This is a genomic window from Sorangium sp. So ce1014, from assembly GCF_051521505.1.
Taxonomy (GTDB): domain Bacteria; phylum Myxococcota_A; class Polyangia; order Polyangiales; family Polyangiaceae; genus Sorangium.
Window position 1 is genome coordinate 2,572,057 of sequence record NZ_CP150356.1, and the last position, 18,409, is coordinate 2,590,465.

The 18,409-nt window shown below is 73.1% G+C and carries 14 protein-coding genes; 3 read left to right on the top strand and 11 right to left on the bottom strand.

The annotated features are described in order from the left end of the window. Positions 1–175 precede the first annotated feature (175 nt). The 4 genes from WME75_RS09885 to WME75_RS09900 form a co-directional block, all read right to left on the bottom strand. Positions 176–1,051, bottom strand: coding sequence for a WGR domain-containing protein (locus WME75_RS09885; protein WP_437488990.1), 876 nt, complete (start codon positions 1,049–1,051; stop codon positions 176–178). Positions 1,052–1,221: 170 nt separating this feature from the next. After that, positions 1,222–1,518 carry a DUF2288 family protein gene (locus WME75_RS09890; protein ID WP_437488992.1) on the bottom strand — a complete coding sequence of 99 codons (297 nt, stop codon included), beginning with the start codon at positions 1,516–1,518 and terminating at the stop codon, positions 1,222–1,224. Positions 1,519–1,715: 197 nt separating this feature from the next. Continuing rightward, positions 1,716–2,717, bottom strand: a complete 1,002-nt coding sequence (locus tag WME75_RS09895) for an alpha/beta hydrolase (RefSeq protein WP_437488995.1) — start codon at positions 2,715–2,717, stop codon at positions 1,716–1,718. Between the two features lie 658 nt (positions 2,718–3,375). Then, positions 3,376–5,844 carry a TonB-dependent receptor plug domain-containing protein gene (locus tag WME75_RS09900; protein WP_437488998.1) on the bottom strand — a complete coding sequence of 823 codons (2,469 nt, stop codon included), beginning with the start codon at positions 5,842–5,844 and terminating at the stop codon, positions 3,376–3,378. A gap of 29 nt (positions 5,845–5,873) precedes the next feature. Here WME75_RS09900 and WME75_RS09905 point away from each other — a divergent pair, with 29 nt between their 5' ends. Continuing rightward, positions 5,874–6,884 carry a DNA/RNA non-specific endonuclease gene (locus WME75_RS09905; protein ID WP_437489001.1) on the top strand — a complete coding sequence of 337 codons (1,011 nt, stop codon included), beginning with the start codon at positions 5,874–5,876 and terminating at the stop codon, positions 6,882–6,884. Between the two features lie 19 nt (positions 6,885–6,903). On the opposite strand, the gene WME75_RS09910 is transcribed toward WME75_RS09905, so the two are convergent. Together WME75_RS09910 and WME75_RS09915 are read right to left on the bottom strand one after the other, a co-directional pair. Further along, complete coding sequence (locus WME75_RS09910) at positions 6,904–7,314, bottom strand: nuclease A inhibitor family protein (RefSeq protein WP_437489004.1); 411 nt, start codon at positions 7,312–7,314, stop codon at positions 6,904–6,906. 50 nt (positions 7,315–7,364) lie between these two features. Next, a complete protein-coding gene (locus WME75_RS09915) occupies positions 7,365–10,904 on the bottom strand; it encodes a glycoside hydrolase family 97 catalytic domain-containing protein (RefSeq protein WP_437489007.1) in 3,540 nt (1,179 codons plus the stop codon). A 364-nt stretch (positions 10,905–11,268) separates the two neighbouring features. Here WME75_RS09915 and fbaA point away from each other — a divergent pair, with 364 nt between their 5' ends. Continuing rightward, a complete protein-coding gene (gene fbaA / locus WME75_RS09920) occupies positions 11,269–12,342 on the top strand; it encodes a class II fructose-bisphosphate aldolase (protein ID WP_437489010.1) in 1,074 nt (357 codons plus the stop codon). Positions 12,343–12,441: 99 nt separating this feature from the next. On the opposite strand, the gene WME75_RS09925 is transcribed toward fbaA, so the two are convergent. Continuing rightward, entirely contained in the window at positions 12,442–12,855 is a 414-nt protein-coding gene (locus tag WME75_RS09925) for a hypothetical protein (RefSeq protein ID WP_437489012.1), read from the bottom strand. Between the two features lie 137 nt (positions 12,856–12,992). Next, entirely contained in the window at positions 12,993–13,349 is a 357-nt protein-coding gene (locus WME75_RS09930) for a hypothetical protein (protein ID WP_437489014.1), read from the bottom strand. 347 nt (positions 13,350–13,696) lie between these two features. Here WME75_RS09930 and WME75_RS09935 point away from each other — a divergent pair, with 347 nt between their 5' ends. Continuing rightward, positions 13,697–13,918, top strand: a complete 222-nt coding sequence (locus WME75_RS09935; RefSeq protein WP_437489017.1) for a hypothetical protein — start codon at positions 13,697–13,699, stop codon at positions 13,916–13,918. Between the two features lie 176 nt (positions 13,919–14,094). Here the strand turns inward: WME75_RS09935 and WME75_RS09940 are convergent, their stop codons facing one another. The 3 genes from WME75_RS09940 to WME75_RS09950 are packed head-to-tail and all read right to left on the bottom strand — an operon-like array spanning position 14,095 to position 18,145. Continuing rightward, positions 14,095–15,060, bottom strand: coding sequence for an HTTM domain-containing protein (locus tag WME75_RS09940; protein ID WP_437489018.1), 966 nt, complete (start codon positions 15,058–15,060; stop codon positions 14,095–14,097). Beyond that, a complete protein-coding gene (locus WME75_RS09945) occupies positions 15,057–15,671 on the bottom strand; it encodes a hypothetical protein (RefSeq protein WP_437489021.1) in 615 nt (204 codons plus the stop codon). Before WME75_RS09945 ends, WME75_RS09940 begins: the two co-directional genes overlap by 4 nt. Beyond that, entirely contained in the window at positions 15,668–18,145 is a 2,478-nt protein-coding gene (locus tag WME75_RS09950; protein WP_437489024.1) for a hypothetical protein, read from the bottom strand. The genes WME75_RS09945 and WME75_RS09950 overlap by 4 nt, the downstream gene beginning before the upstream one ends. Positions 18,146–18,409 lie beyond the last annotated feature (264 nt).

Consider the following 18,409-nt stretch of genomic DNA (forward strand, 5'->3'; position numbering starts at 1 on the left):
CGATCCCTGCGGATCAGGTCAAGGACGAGTCGATCCGGCGATGACGGATGCGCCGCCGCCTCGGTGCGGCGACCCTCGGTGTGGCGTATCTGCCTACGTCTGCGCCGCGCGCCGCGCGCACCGGATCGAGGCGGCGCTCACGGGGCGCGGGCGGCGAGCCGGACGCGCGCGCAGCTCACGCCGCGCGCATCCGGGCGATGCGCTGCGCGACGTGCGGGTCGCTGCCTGCGTCGAGGCTCGCGAGGTGCTCCTCGAGCGACCGCCCGTTGCGGGCGAGGTGCGCCTCGAGGTAGGGCGAGAGCGCTTTCCATCGCAGCGCCCACCCGGCCTCGGCGCTCATCGAGCCGTGGTGCGGCCGATCGACGAGCAGCGCGCCGAGCCGGAGGCCGAGCTCCGGGTCGCCGAGCTCCTCGAGCTGCCGCTTCAGGAGCGCGAGCGCGCCGGCGGCCGGCGAGGCCGCGGGTGGGGCCTTCCAGGTGTCGCGCACCGCGCGCGCGAACGCGGCGGCGTCGAGCTCCGAGAGCAGCTCGAGCGCGCGCACGAGCGGCAGCCGATCGGCCGCGCTCGGCGCGACGACGCGGGCCATGAGCGCGTCCAGCGCGGCCGACAGCGCCGCGTCGGTCGCTGGATCGAGCCCGCCGAGCGGCTCGAGCGCGCGGCGGGCGCGGCGGACGGCGCGGCCGAGGGCCCAGCTCCGCCGGCCGCGCGCGGCGGCGAGCGCGGAGAGCGCGTGGACGGCGGCCTTCCGCTGCGCCTCGGTGGCGTCGCCGGGCCGCACGCGGGGAGGCAGCTCGAGCTTCGCCGGTGGCGGGGCGGCGCTCGGCGCGGGCGCGGCGGCGGCGGGCGCGCCGACTTCCTGGTACCCCTCCCGGAGCTTCTCCGCGATCTTCTTCTCGCATTCCCGCGCCGCGGCCTCCGCGGTGGGGAACGCCTTCTCCTTGCGCTGCCCGGCGGTGCCCAGCCGGCCGTAGACGACGACGAACGTCCTGTCGTCCACGTCGGCCATCCAGAACTTGGCGCTCGTCCCCTGCACGAACTCGAACCGGCGCATGCGGGCGAGGATACCACGGCGCGACAGCGGCGCGCCTCGGGCCGCGGCGTCCGAGCGCCGGAGGGCCCGTGGGCTCGCGCGTGGGACGAGGATGCGGCAACAAGGCCCCTCGCCTCGACGCGGGTCGCGCGGTCGCGCGGTCGCCCCGACGCGGGCCCGCCTTACGCGCCTCAGGAGGGCAGCGGCGGGGCCGGCCGGCGCACAAGCACGAACGGCGCGACCACGAGGGACACGAAGCGCAGATCGCGCTGGAGCGGCCAGCGCGTGAGGTCTTCGGCCGTCGGCTTGGTCAGCTTGCCGGCCGCGATCCAGGCCTGGACCGCGGCGGCGTCGTTCGAGGCGACGGCCTCGCCGACGTCCAGGAGGTCGAGGTCGGCCGCGACGAGGATGATCCCATCGCGGGCCGCGTGGGCGCGGAGATCGGTCCAGAAGACCTCCCCGAGCGTCTTGGCGAGCCGTTCGCGCATGGGGGCAGCATAGAGCCCGGGCAGCGGCCGCCAAGCCGGCCAGGCGCCGCAGGTGGCGGTGCACCTCGCGAGCGCCGAGCCGCTCCTGGCAGCGTCTCGCGGGAAGGGGGGCGGGGGTGATGCGGGGAGGGGGATGAGGGGGTGACGCGCCGCGCAGCGCCGGCAGCGCGCGACCGGCTGGCGTCTCCTCTCGAGCGCTACCAGCCCATGTTGTGGTGAATCCAGCAGTCGATCTGCTGCCAGCCGACCGGCGTGCCGCGATGGCCATTGAGGATATGGCCCGTGCGCGGGACGATCGCGGTCGTGACGCGCTCGGCGCCGGTGTAGAGCGCCGCGTCGGAGTCCACATAGGACGCCGGCTGCAGCTCGTCCGTCTCCCCGAACTGGATGAGCACCGGGCTCGTCACGCCCTGGATGCCGGAGAGCGAGGGGTCCCCGGAGACGGCGAGGAGGCCCAGGAACTGCCCGCGCGTGTAGGTGTCGGCGATGGTGGCATTGTCGAAGTCGATCAGCGCGGGGTCCGCGTTCGCCGCGTCGTAGAAGATGTCGGTGCGTATCTCCGGCGGGATCGCGATATAGGGCGTCTGCAGCAGCGCCGAGATCGCCTCCGGGGAGACCGGAATCGGGTGCGGCGTGAAGGCAAAGCCCGTGTTGACGAGGACGTCCGCGTCGTTGTAGAGGCTCTGAACGAGCGTGCTGACGATGGCGCCGTTCGAGTGGCCGACCAGCGCGATGCGGCTGAAAGGCGTCTTGAAGACCCCACCGCTGGTGCGCATCTCGGTGATGACCTGGTGCACGCTCTCGGCCGTCTGGGCCAGGTCGAGGAAGTCGCCGTCCGGGCGGCTGCTCTCCCCGGCCCCGAGCAGGTCGAGCGCCAGGACGGCGTAGCCCTCCTTGGCCATGTGCTGGGCGTAGGAATAGTCGCGTCCGCCCATCGACGGGATGTCCCAGTACGCGTGCGTGTAGGTGAGCCCGTGGACGAGCACCTGAAGGGGGCGATACTTGGTGTGGCCGCGATAGTAGAGGTAGCCGACCACCTCGTACGTGTTGCCGTCGGAGAGGGTCACCGGGAACACCAGACGCTCGACCTTTGTATGCTGCCTCGACGACGACGCCTCGGCCTGGCTCGCAGGCAGAGAGGTGGCCGCGAGCGTCGCCGAGAAGAGAACCGTGCTGAGTGTGCGGGAATACAAATTCATCAGTTGACCCTCATGGTTGCGGTAGGTGACTGGAGGTGAGGCAACGTCTATCGCGGTGCGATATCTCGTGGTCTCTCAGCTCCAGCACCACCTCGCAATGCTCGCAAACACTGGACCAGAAAGCGTCTGAACAACCAAGGTAGCGCACGAACGCCGCCCGTGCCGCCGTTTAACGGTATTTATCAATGCTCTTGGTCCTGGTGGCGTTCTCCGTGCATTGTCCGTGTGAGCCGTGTGAGCCGCGCATCCCGTCGTGCGGCGTGGACGCTGCGCGAATCGTTGCGTTATGCCGCAATGATTTGCGCCGCTGGAGGGCGCGGAGGCGTGATTCCGTGCAGATGCCGGAGCCAGTGTCCTCGTTTCGATCGCTGTGCTGGCAATAATTTTATTGCCATGCTTCACGGATCCTCGCTGTCCGTCATGGCCAGGAGGCGCCGTCTACGCGCCGTCCCGGGGCAATGCATCGGCATGAGATTTTCGCAGCCATGCTGCATTCGTCGCCCGCGGATGAGCTCGCCAGAGCCGGCGAGGACGCGGATCCTCGACCACGGCGCGGGCGCTTCCTCAGGTCCCCCGGCGAGCGCCGCGCGCGCTGGGTCCATCGCGTCCGCCGCGGCCGCCTCCACCTCCACCTCCACCGAGGCAAGGTCAATGCCGCTCAGAAGCTCGCTTCGCCGCCGAGGCTCGGGATGACGATGGGCCCGAGCTCCTCCGGCTCGCAGCCGCGCAGGAGCGAGCACTCGTATTGCAGCGTCTCTTTGCCGGCCGTCGCGTTGAGCACCTCGACCGTGAGCGAGACGGTCCGTCCCTCCCTGAGCACCCACCGCTTCTCGAGCCGCAGGTCCAGCCGGAAGAACGCCGGAAGCCGCTCCGGCAGGCTCAGCCCTCGTACGTACCGGGCGATCTGCTCGCGCAGCTGCTCGCGACGCCGGAGGTCTTCCTCGGTGTCCGGGCGGTCCTCGTCGTCGTTATCGGGTCGCTGCCCGTTCAGGCCGTCGTTCCCCCAGAGGTCGTAATCGAGGGTCATCGGAATGCCGCTGTAGAACACCGTCCTGCCGCCGAGCTTCCAGCCGCGGCCCAGGTCGACCGCGGCGGCGGCGTTGAGCACGTGGCGGCGGTCGAAGGCCGAGTCGAAGGTCTCGCGGCCGACATGGCGCACCGAGCGCGAGAGGGTGTAGGACACGAACCCTCCGACCCGCTTCGATAGGCTGCGATGCGCGTGGATCTCCAGCCCATGGGTGCTGCCGGTGCCGCGCAGCTCCGCCCGCTGCGCGAGGCCGATGTCGGTGCCGGGCAGCCGGTTGCCGAGCGCGTCGCTGAGGTCGAAGAACCCGCTCCGGAACGCGGAGATCGTCGCCTTGATCCCCTCGGGGAGCCGGAGCTCGACGCCGGCGCTCGCGAGCAGCCCTGTCTGCACGCCGCCGCGCAGGCCGCCGATCTGGAGGCCGGGCACGGCGCCGAGGAAGCTCGGCGGCTGGTGGGTCACGCCGAAGGCGCTCAGCAGGGCGACGTTGCGCGTCGCCTGCAGCCGCGTCGCGAGCCGCGGATCCACCGTCCACGCGGTCTCGCCGCCCGACGAGAAGAAGTCGCCGCGCACGCCCGGCACGACCTCGAGCTCGGGCGCGGGGCGCAGGACGACGTCGGCCCAGAGCCCGGCGGCGAGGTCCTCCCGGCTCGTGAACAGGCGAGCGAGCGCCCGGTCGTTCCGGCTCGGGAAGTCCCCGTCGTTCTCGCGGATGTCGATGTCGAACCGCTCCAGCTGCCCGTCGGCGCCGGCGCGCACGGTCAGCTGCTCCGAGACGGGCGCCGACAGCTCCACGCGCGTGCCGAGGAGGCGTGTGCTCCCGGCCCGCTCCCCGTCCTGGTTCGAGCTCTGCTCATACCCGAGCGTGACGGCGTGCCGCAGGCGGCCGCCCCGGCCGAAGAACCTGTCGTAGCGCAGGTCGAGCCGGTGGAAATCGCCGGCGAGCACCACGTCGGTCTCCCCGTCGTCCTCGATCTGGGCGAGGTAGTCGTGCGACCCGAAGGCGAAGAGCCCGACCCTGTCGTACGGCGAGAAATCGTAGGTGGCGCGCGCCTGGTAGTCCCAGTACCCGAGCTCCACGCCGGGCGAGAAGAGCGAGAGGAGCGCGCCCGGGTACGCGTAGCGGCCGCCGACGAGCGCGGTGCCGCGGCCGTCAGCCCAGGGCGCCTCCACCATGGCGCCCGCGTCGAACAGCCGGACGTTGGCCTCGCCGTGGAACAGGCGCGACGGCTCCCTCGTCTCGCCGGCGATGACGCCGCCGGTGTAGCGCCCGAAGCGCGCCGGGAAGCCGCCCGGGTAGAGATCGACCCGCTCGACGAGCGCCGGGTGGATCACGCTGGGGCCGAGCGCCACGTGGTAGAGCAGCGGGACGCGCACGCCGTCGACGAAGTAGCCGACGTTGCCCGGCGGCGCGCCGCGCACGAAGAAGTACGGCACGCCGGAGGCGATGGGCGTCACGCCGGGCATCGCCTCGACCGCGCGGAACGGGTCGCCGAACGCGCCGGGCATCTGGCGCACCTCCTCGCGCGTCATCGAGGTCGTCATCGGCGCCGCGCGCTCGCCCACCACCACGACGTCGATGGGCTTCGGCAGGGGCGGCGCCGGCGCGGCGCTCTCCAGGGGCGGCGCAGGCCCGGCGGGCGCCGGCGGAGGCGCGGCGGGCGGGGCGGGCACGGCGTGGCGGGGGTCGCGGAACGTCACGCGGAACAGGATGCGCGCGCCGATGGGCCGCCCGTCGCGGCGGGCGGGCTCGAACCGCCACGACGCCGCCGCGCGCGCCGCTGCGCTCGCGAAGGGCTCCTCGCCCTCCACCTCGACCGCGCCCACCGTCCCGTCGGCGTGCACCGTGAGGCGGAGCACCACGGTCGCCTCGCCGGCGCCGCCGGGCGGGTAGGGCGGGTCGGTGGGGCCGATGGGCGATGGCATCGTGACCTGAGCGGCCTGCGCCCCCGCGGCGGGGGCCTGCGCCGCCGCCGCGGGGGCTTGCCGCTGAGCGGGCTCCGCCCTGGCGTCGCCGTCGGCCAGGGCGAGGAGCGCGCCGGCCGCCGCGGACGCCGCGATCGCCCGGCACCGGCCGCGCATCGAGCTGGACGCTGGTGCCATTGCTACCGTAGATAGCCGGAAGCGCTCACGTGGGCTCGAAGAGGCGACAACGAAAGTCCTGGGGTTCGCGCGCGCTCGTCGCGCTCGTCGTGGCCGGGCTCAGCGCGGCGGGGGTCAAGTGCGGCCTGGAGCGCGGGCTCGAGGGGCTCGGGCTGGACTTCGGCCAGGACCGCCCCTCCTCCAGGCCATCCCCCTCGCCGGGCCGATCCACCGGCCCCTCGCCGCCGAAGGGCGCTCCGCCGAAGGGCGCGCCCTCGCCGCGGCCGCCGGCGCAGAGCGCCCATCTTGAGCTCGGCGTGCCGGCCCGCACGGGGGCGCGGGCCGCCCGGGCCGAGGCGCCGGCGGCCGACGATCACCTGATGATCAAGCCCCAGTATGCCCTCTCGTACAACCGCTCCAGGAACGTGGCGAACTGGGTCAGCTGGCGGCTCGACGCCGCCTCGTTCGGCGACACGCCCCGCCACCGGGGCAAGTTCCTCGCCGACGCGGCGCTGCCGGACGGGTGGTACCGCGTGCAGCACGACGACTACACCGGCTCCGGCTTCGATCGCGGCCACATGGTCCGCTCCGAGGAGCGGACGCGAACCCCCGACGACAACAAGGCGACGTTCCTCCTCACGAACATCCTGCCGCAGCGGCACGAGCTCAACGCCGGTCCGTGGCTCCGGCTCGAGGAGGCGTGCCAGGAGCTCGCGCAGAAGGAGCGGCGCGTGCTGTTCGTGATCGCCGGCGGCCTCTTCGACGAGCGCGGGCGCGCGGCCACCCTCGGCAAGGGCGTCACCGTGCCGGAGGCGTTCTTCAAGGTCGCGGTGGTCCTCGAGCCGGGCCAGGGGCCGGACGACATCGGGCCGGCGACGCGGGTCATCGCGGCGGTGATGCCAAACGAGACGGGGATCCTGGAGCAGGGCTGGGGTCAGTACCGCACGACGGTCGACGAGATCGAGCGGCGCGCGGGCTACGACATGCTGACCGCCCTCCCCGAGGCGCTGCAGCGCACGCTCGAGGCGCGCACCGACGACGGGCCCGCAGGCGGCCGCTGAGCGGCGCGCCCGCCGTCGATCACGTCTCGACGACCTTCGTCTTGAGCCCGAGCCACGCGCCCGACGGGTGGCGGCCGAGGACGTAGACGTCGATCGCGACGCGCCCCACGCGGTAGACGCGAAGGTCGGTCAGGTGGCGCTCCAGGAGCTCCGCGAGCCGCCGGTAGCGCCCGGCCTCGGCCAGCGCCGCCTCGCCCGCGTCCTCGGGCGGCTCGATCACGGGCGCGAAGAAGTCGCCCGCGGTCGTGACCTCGACCGGCGTCTCCGCGGCGAGGCCCTCGGCCGCGAGCAGCGCGTCCGGCGACGACGCGTCCCCGCGCGATCGGAACGGCTCCAGCGGGTGATCGGACTCGCTGGGGAACAGCAGCTCCTGTGCGGCCTCGGCGAGGGAGGCGAGGAGCTCTTCGGGCGACGCGGGTTGGGCCTGCATGCGGATCTCCGGAGGGGCGGCGCGGCGAGCGGAATCTTACCGTGAGATGGTTATTCTACCGTGAAACCGAAGACGTACGGCGCCTGCATCGACACGCTGTCCAGGTCGAGGGCGCTCTTCACGTCGGCCACCACCACCTCGTAGGCGCCCGGCGCGAGCGGCGCTGCGGGCGTGAAGATCAGGAGGCCCGGCGCGGTCTCGGCCACGGCGCCCGCGACCGGCTCGCCGTCGCGCGCCACCTGCACCGAGCCGTCGTAGCCGCTCGCGCCCTGCGGATCGACGTCGCGCGAGAAGCCGACCTCGATCGCGGGCGTCGCCGTGACCACGGCGCCGTCCGCGGGCGCCGTGCCGGACACGAGCGGATCCCGCCAGAAGCGCACCCCCTTCTCGATGTCGGCGACCGCGCCGTCGTCCCACGCCGTGGAGGTGTTGTCGACGGTCCGGGCGCCGCCGCCGAGCGGGATCGCGACGGCGCGGTTCCTGACCCCGGTGATGCTCCCCCACCACTCCACGCGCTCCCAGGCGCCGCGCGCATACTTGTACTGGAGCTCGGTCCCCTCGGGGATCGCGACCGTGGTCTCCCAGATCCCGCCGCCCACGCGCGTCATCGGCACGAGCCCCGGGTCCCACGGGCCGAGCGCGTCGATGCTGCCGGGCACGTAGATCGCGTCCAGGGACGGCGTCTCCGGCGGAGCCCAGACGCGGAACGTGACAGGCACCCGCCGGGGCGTCGCCGCCTGCGCGATCTCGTTCGACGCCGGCGACTCGGTGCCGTCCGCGTGGACGGCGCGGACGATGTAGAAATAGGTCTGGTTGGCGGTCAGCCCGGCGTCCGCGAACGTCGTGAGCGCGCCGTCCACCTCGGCGTGCGGGGTCCCGCCGTAGAGCCCGCCGGGGAGGTGCCGGTAGATGCGGTACGCGACCGCCCCCGGCACCGACGCCCAGGCCAGGTCGATCGACGCGGCGCTCGTGTCCGTGACGCGCAAGTCGGCCGGCGGCGGGGGCGCCTCGTCCCGCGGGATGACCGTCACGGTCACGGGCGCGGCGTCGCCCACGGCCACGCTGGCCGTCCCGCGCGCGGAGAGCCGGATCTCGAAGGCGACCGTCGCCGTCTCGTCGGCGTTGATCCGGAGGAAGCGCGCGTCGACCGGGGCGCCGTCCACGGTGAGGGCGACCGTGTCGCCGCCGACGAGGTTGCCCAGGTTGGTCACCTCGGCGGTCACCGCGACGAAGTCGCCTTCGACGACCCCCGCCGGCAGCGCCACGTCCTCGACCACGTAGCTCGGCTCCCGGTAGACCTCGAGGCTCGCCGTGTCCTCGGGGGTCGCCGGGCGGAGGCGGACCGCCTGGCCGCCGCCCGCCTCCATGGCCGCGACAAGCGTGTCGGCGGGCGTGACAAGGAACCGGCTCCGGGCGACCAGGGTCGGGCGCGTGTCGTAGTCGGCCTCGGCGTCGTCCGTGTACGTCTCGGCGACGAACGCCCCCTCGCCGAGGAAATCGAGCGGGATCCGGAGCGCGCGCGCGGTGCTGTCGGTGCCGCTCCCGAGATACCAGGCGTCCCCGCTCCGGCGCGCGACGGTCGTGTGCTCGCCGATCGCGGCGTTCAGCACGCGGGTCTCGTCCCAGGTCACCGGGACCTGCTCGATGAAGGCGAGCTCGGGCTGCCCCTCGTAGTGCTCGGGGATGTCGGTCACCATCTGCAGCCCGCTGAGCAGGATGACGTAGAGGGCGAGCTGGTGCGCGCGCGTCGTGTGCACCCGGGCGGGCGGGTTCCCGGCGAAGGGGCTCTCGGGGATCTTCTCCGGCGCCCACAGGATCTCGAAGATCCCGGGGTTGTAGTCGACCGGGCCCCCGAGCATGCGGGTGAAGGGGATCGTCAGCGTGTGCGAGGCGGGGTTGCCGTCGCTCCATGCCTCGTACTCCATGCCGCGCACCCCCTCGCGGCTCATGAAGTTGGGATACGTGCGCTCCTCCCCGGTCGGCTTGATGGGCTCGTGCGCGTTGACCATGATCCCGTGGTCCGCGGCCCGCCTCGCCACCTCGGCGTAATGGCTCACCATGCGCTGGCTGTAGTGGTGATGGCCCGGGATGTCGCCGACGTATCCTGTCTTGATGGCGTGAATGCCGAGCGACTCGTAGAGCGCGAACGCCTCGTCCAGCTGGTCCTCGAAGCCGTCGACGTTGGCGCCGGTCTCCATGTGCGCGACGAAGCCGACCCCGCGCGCCGCCCCGTACGCGACGACCTCCTCGAGGTCGAAGCGGTCGTTCGACGCGGTGTAATCCATGTCGGTCCAGCCGCCGTCCCAGCCCTGGTTCCAGCCCTCGGCGAGGACGTACGGGATGCCGTGCTGGCCCGCGAAGTCCATGAGGCGCTGCGTGTTCTCGGTCGTGGCGCCGACGTGCTCGCCCGGCTCCCAGGTCGACAGGCCCTTGTGGATCTCCCACCAGACGCCCATGTACTTGCCCGGCCGCAGCCAGGACAGGTCGCCATCGCAGATGGCGCACGGGTCGTTGAGGTTGAGGATCAGGTGCGACTCCATGAGGCGCCCCGCGCCGGTGCCGACGGTCAGGGTGCGCCACGGCGTCTCGAAGGGCAGCGTGATCCGCGCCTTGACGGCGGTGCTCTCCGGGCCGCGCTGCGCCGGCACGAGCGCGCTCCGGAAGCCGTGGGGCGCGTCCGGCAGCGCCTCCAGGGTCATGGCGGCGTAATCGTCGAGATCGGCCTCGTGCAGGGCCACGTAGAGGTCGTCCGCGAGCCGGACGGTCATGGGCGTATTGGCATTCTGGACCGCGCTGAGCGCGCCGCGGTTGTACAGCGACTCGTCGCCCTCGAAGTCCGCGCGCGTCCACCAGGCGGTGCCGTCCGATGCGAAGCGAAACTCGGTGTCCTCGGAGGTGATGGCGAGCTCGCCGAGGCCTTCTTGCTCGGGGATGACGTAACGGAGGCCCAGCCCGTCGTCGAAGACGCGGAAGACGATGTCGAGGCGCCTCGCCGGAGCGCTCGACTCCAGATGAACCGTGAGCTCGTTGTAATGCTCACGGATCTCGGAGGCGGCGCCCCACACCGGGTTCCAGGTCGAATCCACGGCCCGCCGAGCCGCGCCGGCGACGCGCACGTTGCGGCCGAGCGACCCGAGATCGCCGAGACCGAGGCCGAGCGCGGAGTCGGCGAGGATGGCCCTCCCTGCGCGCTCGACCGAATAGGAGGGGACTCCGCCCTGAACATCGAACGTCACGACGAGCTCGCCGCCGGGAGACGAGACACGATGCTCGGCGCCCGGCTCGCCACCGCCGCCGCCCAGGCCGCCTTCGCCGAGACCGCCGCTGCCTCCGAGACCGCCGCTGCCCCCCAGGCCGCCGCCAAAACCCCCCTCGCCGCCGAGACCGCCGCTGCCGCCGAGGCCGCCGCCAGAACCCCCCTCGCCGCCGAGACCGCCGCCACCGGCGCTCTGCCCGCCCCCGGTGCCGCCGGATGGGCTGTGCTCGTCATCACCACAACCGGCGACCCCGGGGACGAGCGACGCAACCAGGCCGAGCCAGGCGGCCCGAGTGCGAATCCTTTTCGCGATCGTCGCGCATTCGATGGTCATAGGGCGTGCGTCCGCCATGGCCCACCTCCCCGGCGGCGTCAATCGTGAGCCGACCCCTGGGTCAGCGCTAACATATTGAAACTGAACGATTTTTTGCGATCGTGGCGCGGGGGGCATCCAGGCGTGCTGGTTGCGCTTGACATCTCAGGGAGGTTTTCGGAGCCGCTTCGTCCCGCGCCGGTCACCGGCGGTGACGCGATGCTTCAAGTCTGCAGCTGCGGCACCGGAGAAACCGCTTGCTCCCGGAGCTTTGGCGATGGTACCCGGACGCGCCCGCCCTGGGGATCCGATCCACCCTTCCGCTTTCCGTTGCCGCGGTGCATGCTCAGCGCAACCCGAGCAAGGAACAAGGATTCAAGGTGCCATGTCCAAGTTGAAGCTCAAGCCCGGCGTGATCACTGGTTCCGCTCTTCAGGAACTGTTCGAGTACATGAAGAGCGTGGAGTGCGCGCTGCCGGCCGTGAACGTGATCGGCTCGCACAGCACGGTCGCCGCCCTCCAGGCGGCCCGAGAGGCCAAGTGCCCCATCATCGTCCAGTTCTCGAACGGCGGCGCCCACTTCTTCGCCGGCAAGTTCCTGGACAACAAGGGCGAGAAGGCCGCCGTCGCGGGCGCGATCGCGGGCGCCCACTACGTGCGGAACCTGGCCGAGGCCTACGGCGTGCCGGTCATCCTGCACACGGACCACGCCGCGAAGAAGCTCTTGCCGTGGATCGACGGCTTGCTCGAGGCCGGCAAGAAGTTCTTCGAGAAGAACGGAGAGCCCCTGTTCTCGTCGCACATGCTCGACCTGTCCGAGGAGCCGCTCCATGAGAACCTCGAGATCTGCCAGAAGTACCTGCGGCAGATGGCGGCCCTCAAGATGACGCTCGAGATCGAGCTCGGCGTCACGGGCGGCGAGGAAGACGGCGTCGACAACAGCGGCATCGACAACTCCAAGCTGTACACCCAGCCGGCCGAGGTCCTCGCGGCCTACGACGCGCTCAAGCCGATCGGCAACTTCACGGTCGCCGCGTCGTTCGGCAACACGCACGGCGTCTACAAGCCGGGCAACGTGCAGCTCCGGCCGCCCATCCTGAAGAACTCCCAGGACGCGATCCAGAAGGAGCGCAAGACGGGCGCGAAGCCGGTCGACTTCGTGTTCCACGGCGGCTCCGGCTCGTCGCGCGAGGAGATCCGCGAGGCGGTGTCCTACGGCGTCATCAAGATGAACATCGACACGGACACGCAGTGGGCCTTCACGCAGCCCATCAAGAAGTTCATGGACGACAAGGGCGCCTACCTGAAGTCGCAGCTCGGCAACCCCGAGGGCGAGGACAAGCCCAACAAGAAGTACATCGACCCGCGCGGCTGGCTGCACCTCGGCGAGAAGGGCGTGGCCGCGCGCCTCGTCGACGCGTGCAAGGACCTGAACTCGTTCGACAAGTTCGAGTTCTGATCCGCCGCGGCCGCGAGGGCCCTGCCCGCCCAGGCGGGGCCCTCGTTCGCCGCGCGGACGCCGGCGAGGCGCCGCGCGTCCTCCGATGTCGGGGCTGGCTCACGAGGGCGACGGGGGCGCCTCGCGCAGCGAGCAGACGGGACGGGCCGCGGCAGGGCGGCGGCGCGGCAGTCGGGAGAGCGGCAGGCCGAAGAGGCCCAGTGCGGTGAGCTCGATCCCGACCACGGGGAGGAAAGACGACCCCGCGAGCTCGCTGGCGAGGACCTGCACGAGGACGAGCGGGGCCGCGATCGACAGGAGCGCTGTCCGGTAGGGGATGCCGTGCAGCAGCGCGAGCAGCACGCCGACGATCCCGGCGGTCAGGCAGCCTTCGGCGCCGGGGAGCAGCACCAGCGCGTCCGAGTCGCGCAGCGCGGCGCGGATCCACAAGAGGCCGCCGCTCCCCACGAGGAGAAGCGCGATCGGCAGATTGCCAGAGGAGCGTGTCGAGATCGTCTGGGTCTGGGAAGCCATGATCCCGGGTCGAGAGCACGCCATGTTCCATGGTGGGTCCCCGGCGGCGACGGCCGCGCGGCGCGCTGCGCGCTGCGGGAATTGCGCGGCGGCGCATGCCTTGCGCGTCAGGGCGCGTCAGGGCGCGGGAGGGTGCGTCAGGGCGCGTCAGGGCCGGGCGGCACGCCGGCGCCGGCGTCGCGAGCGCCGGCGTGCTCGCCGCGGCGTGCTGGATCGACGGGCGCGAGCCGGATGCCGAGGTTCAGGAGCTTCACGCAGTCCTGCTCGCACGTGGGCACCCCGCCCGGGGCCAGCGAGCACCGCCTGATCTCGACGAGCTCCCCCGAGCGCCCGTCGGCGACCAGCCGGCACCGCGCCGGGGTACCGGTCCGTGGGCACACCAGGGTGACCTCCGAGGCGCGGTAGTGCCGCCGGGCGAGCAGGCGTCTCGTACAGACGACCAGCGATCCAACGCCGCCGGCAGTCGCCAGCAGCACGACGAGCCAGTCTGCCATGGTGTTCCCCTCCGAAGAGCCGCAGTGCACATCACAGCAAACGGTGCGCCATCCGGCTCGCCGGCGTGAAGGCCCAGAGTGCGCGGCAGATGGCGCTCCTCGCGGGTGCACGCCGTGCGCCCTCCCGCGCAGGGCGTGCGTCACGGCAGGTCGACCCGCCGCTCGGCCCGCCGGATGCGCACCGGCAGGTCGGAAGAGGGGGCCGGAGGGACGCGGGATCCTCGGCAGACAATGCGACCGGGAGTTGGCCCGGACGGCTCGCCTCGCCCGTGTCGCGGTGCACCCTCGCGCGGCTCGGTGATTGCAAAAGACCCTTCATCGGCCGATGGCCGCGGGAGGAGGGCGTGATGAACTGTCGTCTGGATGCACCGGAGAAGCTGGCGTGGCTCGAGATCGAAGGTGGCGGCGCGGAGCCACGGCAGGTGAGCTGTCCGCGTCGAGGGAAGGCGACGGACGTGCGGGAGTGCGTCGCGTGCGAGCGCTACACGACGCTCGCGATCCATCCGAGCGGGAAGAAGATCTATGTCGTGTGCGAGCCGTTCGACGACGCGCCCGCCGAAGAAGCGTAGCGGCGCGAGGGGCGCCAGCGCCGATGTCGCTGCATGCAGCGGCCGCCGATGGCTCAGAGGGGCCATCGGGAGTGTGCCACTTCGATCTTGCGGGCCAGCGCACGCTCGGGAAGCGCTACGGTGAGGAGAGGATCGAGGCCCTCGGCGACTGAGCCTGGCCGGACGAACGCGACGTCTCAGAGGGGCTCTCGCGCCTGCGAGAGCCTCTCGCGACCTCCCGTCCTCGACGCAGGCCCCGCGCGGCGCGGGCGCCTCAGATCGCGCATCTTCTCCAGCTCGAAGAACCCCGCGAACGCGATGCCGAGCAGCGGGTAGGGGAACAGGATCGCCATCGTCAGCAGCACGCCGAGGTGGAAGAGCCAGGCGGCGCCGCAGAAGACGACGGCGATGCGCCGGCTGAACAGCGCGAGCGGCGCGCCGAGCTCCATGGCCAGGCTGCAGAGCGCGAGCGGCGGGAACAGGAACCGGTAGCGGACAAGCGCGCCGCCGAGCGGAGAATGGGTGTCGCCGAGCGCGATCTTCCGCACGTTGTCGTAAGCGACGTAGTTGCGGAGGATGTCGCTCAGCGCCCAGTCGAGCCCGCTGTTCCGGAGCTTGGTGACCCCCGCGATGAAATACGAAGTCACCGTGATCGCGCAGAACAGCCGGATCGGCCAGCCGTAGCGGCCGTCCGGCTCCGGCGGGGCGACGCCCGCGCGGCGCGCGGCCCGCGCGTCGAGCGAGAGCGCGTCGGCCGCCGCGGCGAGGCTCAGCGCGATGACGTGGAGCACGAGGAGGTTCTCGGTGTGGAACACCATGCCCCAGGAGTTCCTGTAGGTCAGCACCCAGAGCAGCAGCGCGCTGAAGAGCGGCCCCGTGACGCGGAACCGGTAGCCGGCCACGAAGGCCGCCCCGGCCGCGATCGCCCCGCCGATCAAGGCGCGCACCGCCCAGAGAGGGAGCGGCGTGGACAGCACCGAGACGACGCCGATCGGCCTGAAGCTCCCCGGAGGCAGGTGGCCCACCCGCTGGAGGTGCACCGCGCGGACGCAGAGGTACACGAGGGCGAAGCCGCCGACGAGGAGCCGCAAGATCGCGAGCCGCTCGGCGGGCGCCTCGGCGAAGAAGGCGCGGTCGAATCGGTCGAGGAGCCGCCTCATCATCGCGCGCCCACCTTGCAGGTCGCGTGGAGCTTCGAGTCGACCGGTGCCTCCTGCCCGTCAAAGAACGCCACGGCGTCGAAGGTGTCGGTCCGGATCTCGATCTTGACGACGTCCGCGTAGCGGTCCTGCTCGGCGACGCGCGCCGCGATGCCGCGGCAGAGCGCGCGCGCCGCGCGGGCGCCCTGGCGGATGCTCTGCGCCAGCGTGGCCTTGGCCTGCAGCACCTCCTCGCTGCCCACGAGGCGCGGCGGGATCGGCCGCCGCTCGCCCCGGGAGTCCACGCCGATGGCGCGCTCCACCGCGGTGCGCGCGTCGTGGCGACCCCACGAGAACATCGGGTAGGTCGACAGCGGGAAGCTGTCGGCGGGAGGGCGGCGGAACAGCGGGGCGAGCATGAGGAGCACGAGCCCCGCGGTCACGCCGTACGCGTAGACCTTGCGCTCGCCCCATCGAGCGCCCTCGCCCAGGGGCGCTCCGGCGGCCGCGGCCGCGCTCGCCGCCGCCCCGCCCGCGGCCGCGCTCGCCGCCGCCCCGCCCGCGGCCGCGCTCGCCGCCGCCCCGCCGCCCGCGGCCGCGTTCCCGGCCGTCTCTCCGCCTCCGCCCGCGCTCACAGCGGACCCGCCGCCGGCGCGCTCCGCCCGGGCACGAGCCCCAGCATCCTGCCCCCGTGGCCGAGCGCGGCCCAGGCGTGCTGCACGTAATCGATGCGGATCCGGGGGGACGCCATGCTCTCGCTGAAGCCGCCCTCGATGATCACGTCGCGGCTGCAGGCGAAGCAGGTCGCCGGCGACCACTGCTGCCGCACGAGGAAGCCGAGCACCCGCTGCATCAGCGCCCGGTCCGGCGCGAGATCCTCGCCGCGCCCCTCCTTCACCGCCATCGCCGCGGCCAGCGCCTCGCCGAAACCCGCCGTCGACGTGTTGTGCGGCGGCAGCACGTTGCCAAACCCGTATCCGCCCACGAGATCGGGCGCCACCTCGCTGTCCTCGTCGAGCACGAGCCGCGACTTGAACGCCACGTAGTCGAGGCAGAACCGCTCGTAGTCGTCCCGGCGGTGGTGGCCGAGCGCCGCGCGCGCCGCGAGGCAGTGCCAGTTCTCTTCCATGTACACGAAATCATTCGCGAAATGGTCCCAGTAGCGGTTCGCGTAGTGGTCCATGGCCCGGTCGACGGCGGCGCGCACCGCGGCGGGGGGCGGGAGCTCGGGCCTCGGCTCGCGGGCGGCGAGCGCCTCGAGCAGCGTGAGCGCGAGCACCGCCTGGCCGCCCTCGTAGAGCTGCGTCGGGCCGAGGATCGGCGCGACGCGCGCGAGGTCGAGCTGCGGCGCGAAGCCGCCGTCGTCCCGCTGCGTCGCGAGCACCATGCGGGCGAGCCGCCCGATGAGCGCGTCGTGCGCGTCGCGCGATTCGCTGACGACGTCGCGGCACGAGAGGAACGCGACAAGGCTCAGCGCCGTGGGGTTGAGGTTCGCGACGTTCCCGGGGCTGTCCGGGGGGTAGAAGAGCGCGCCGACGGCGCCGCCCTCGCCGGCCTTGCGCTCCAGCTTCGCGAGCAGCCGGAGCGAGCGCTGCACCGCCTTGCCGAGCGCCGGCGGCGCCGGCGCGCCGCCCTCGCCGCTCCCGAGCTCGCACAGGGCGAGCGTGGTGCCGGCCTGCCGCGCGATCGAGAACCCGTCGAACGAGGCGCGCCCGGTGAACGGGTCGACGATGTAGCGGAACATGCCGTCCTTCCGCTGCGCGCCGAGGATGTAGCGCTGGGCCGCGGCCGCCGCCCGCTGGGCGGTCGCCTCGGTGAGCGGCACCGACGGCTCGCCGATCCGGGACAGGAGGTGGAGCTCGCCCGCGGCGTCGACCGCGTAGCTGAGCGTCTCGATCCGCGCGAGGCCGCTCCTCAGCGCGGCGTCGTCGGGGCCGGCGGGGCCGTGGCCGCCGGGCGGCTCGGGCTCGCCGAGGGCGCGGCGCAGGACCGCGAGGTCCACGCCGAAGCGGAAGTCGGGGACGCCGGCGAGCGGCGCGTTCGTGTTGAAGGCGTCGAGCGCGATGAGCTGCCACGGCAGGAGGCACCGCTCCGCGAGGCAGACGCCGTCGAGCCCGGGGCGCAGCGACAGCCCCGCGAGGCCCGGGCCGGGGGAGTCGAGCGGCTGCACGGCCGAGACGACGTCGATCTTGAGGGGGCCGCGCAGCGCCTCGGCGAGCGCGCCGCGCAGCGCCGCCGCAGGGTCCTCGCCGGGCGCGGGCTGGAGGCAGCGGGTGGCGGCGGCGGCGCGCTCGGGGTCCTTCGCGCGGGCGAGGTGGGTGACGACGAGGGTGGGGCGGCCGGGCTCCGGGGGCGCGGCGCACGCGGCCGGCGCCGTGGTCATGAGCGACGGCGCCTTGGCCGGCGGGGCGGGGAGCGCGTCGAAGGACGAGAGCGCCTCGCGCAGCGCCGCCCCCGTGCGCGACGGGGCGCCGCCGGGCACGGGCAGGACGTCGGCCTTGGCGACGCGGTGACGGAAGAGCAGCGAGAGGGCGGCCAGGAGCGCCAGCGCGGCGAGCGCGGCGAGCGCGGGCGAGGGCCGGCGGTTCGGGCGGAGCAGGCGGAGGCCGCCGGTCGAGGCGACACCCCAGCAGGCGAACGGCAGCGTGAGGAGCGCGACGACCGCCCAGACCGCGAGCAGCGCCGCGGCGATGCCGGTGCCGAGGCCGCGGTTGAGCGAGGCGACGTAGACGGCGGAGGAGAGGAGCCCGAAGCTCAGGAAGGCGAGGTAGCCGAGCGAGACGAAGGATGTCGCGCGGAAGGCGCGCGGCGCGAGGGGGTGGGGGAGGAGCGAGAGCGCGGCGGTCGCGGCGTGGAGCAGGGCGAGCGCGGCGGTGGCCACGGCGAAGAGCGTCCACGGGCGGAAGGGGAGGGAGAGCGCGGCCCAGGCGAAGACGGGGGCGTGGAGGGCGCTGAGCAGCCCGACGGCCCAGCGGCGGGGCGGCGGGGGCGGGGAGGCGGCGGCGCCGCGGCCGGGGCGCGCGGGGGCTTCCGCGGTCGGGGGGGCCGGGGGGGCGCCATCCTGGGGCGGAGCCGGGGGCGCGGGGGGGTCGGTGTCGGGCGCCTGCATGGTGCGGCGACGCTTATCACGATGGCGGTCGAGGACCCCCGGGGTTCGAGGCGATCGGGGCTCCAAGCCGGGGGGGCACCGGGGGTCTGTGGCGCCTGGGGCAGCGCGGAAGCGGAGAAGGGCAGCGCGGAAGCGGAGAAGGGCAGCGCGGAAGCGGAGAAGGGCAGCGCGGAAGCGGAGAAGGGCAGCGCGGAAGCGGAGAAGGGCAGCGCGGAAGCGGAGAAGGGCAGCGCGGAAGCGGAGAAGGGCAGCGCGGAAGCGGAG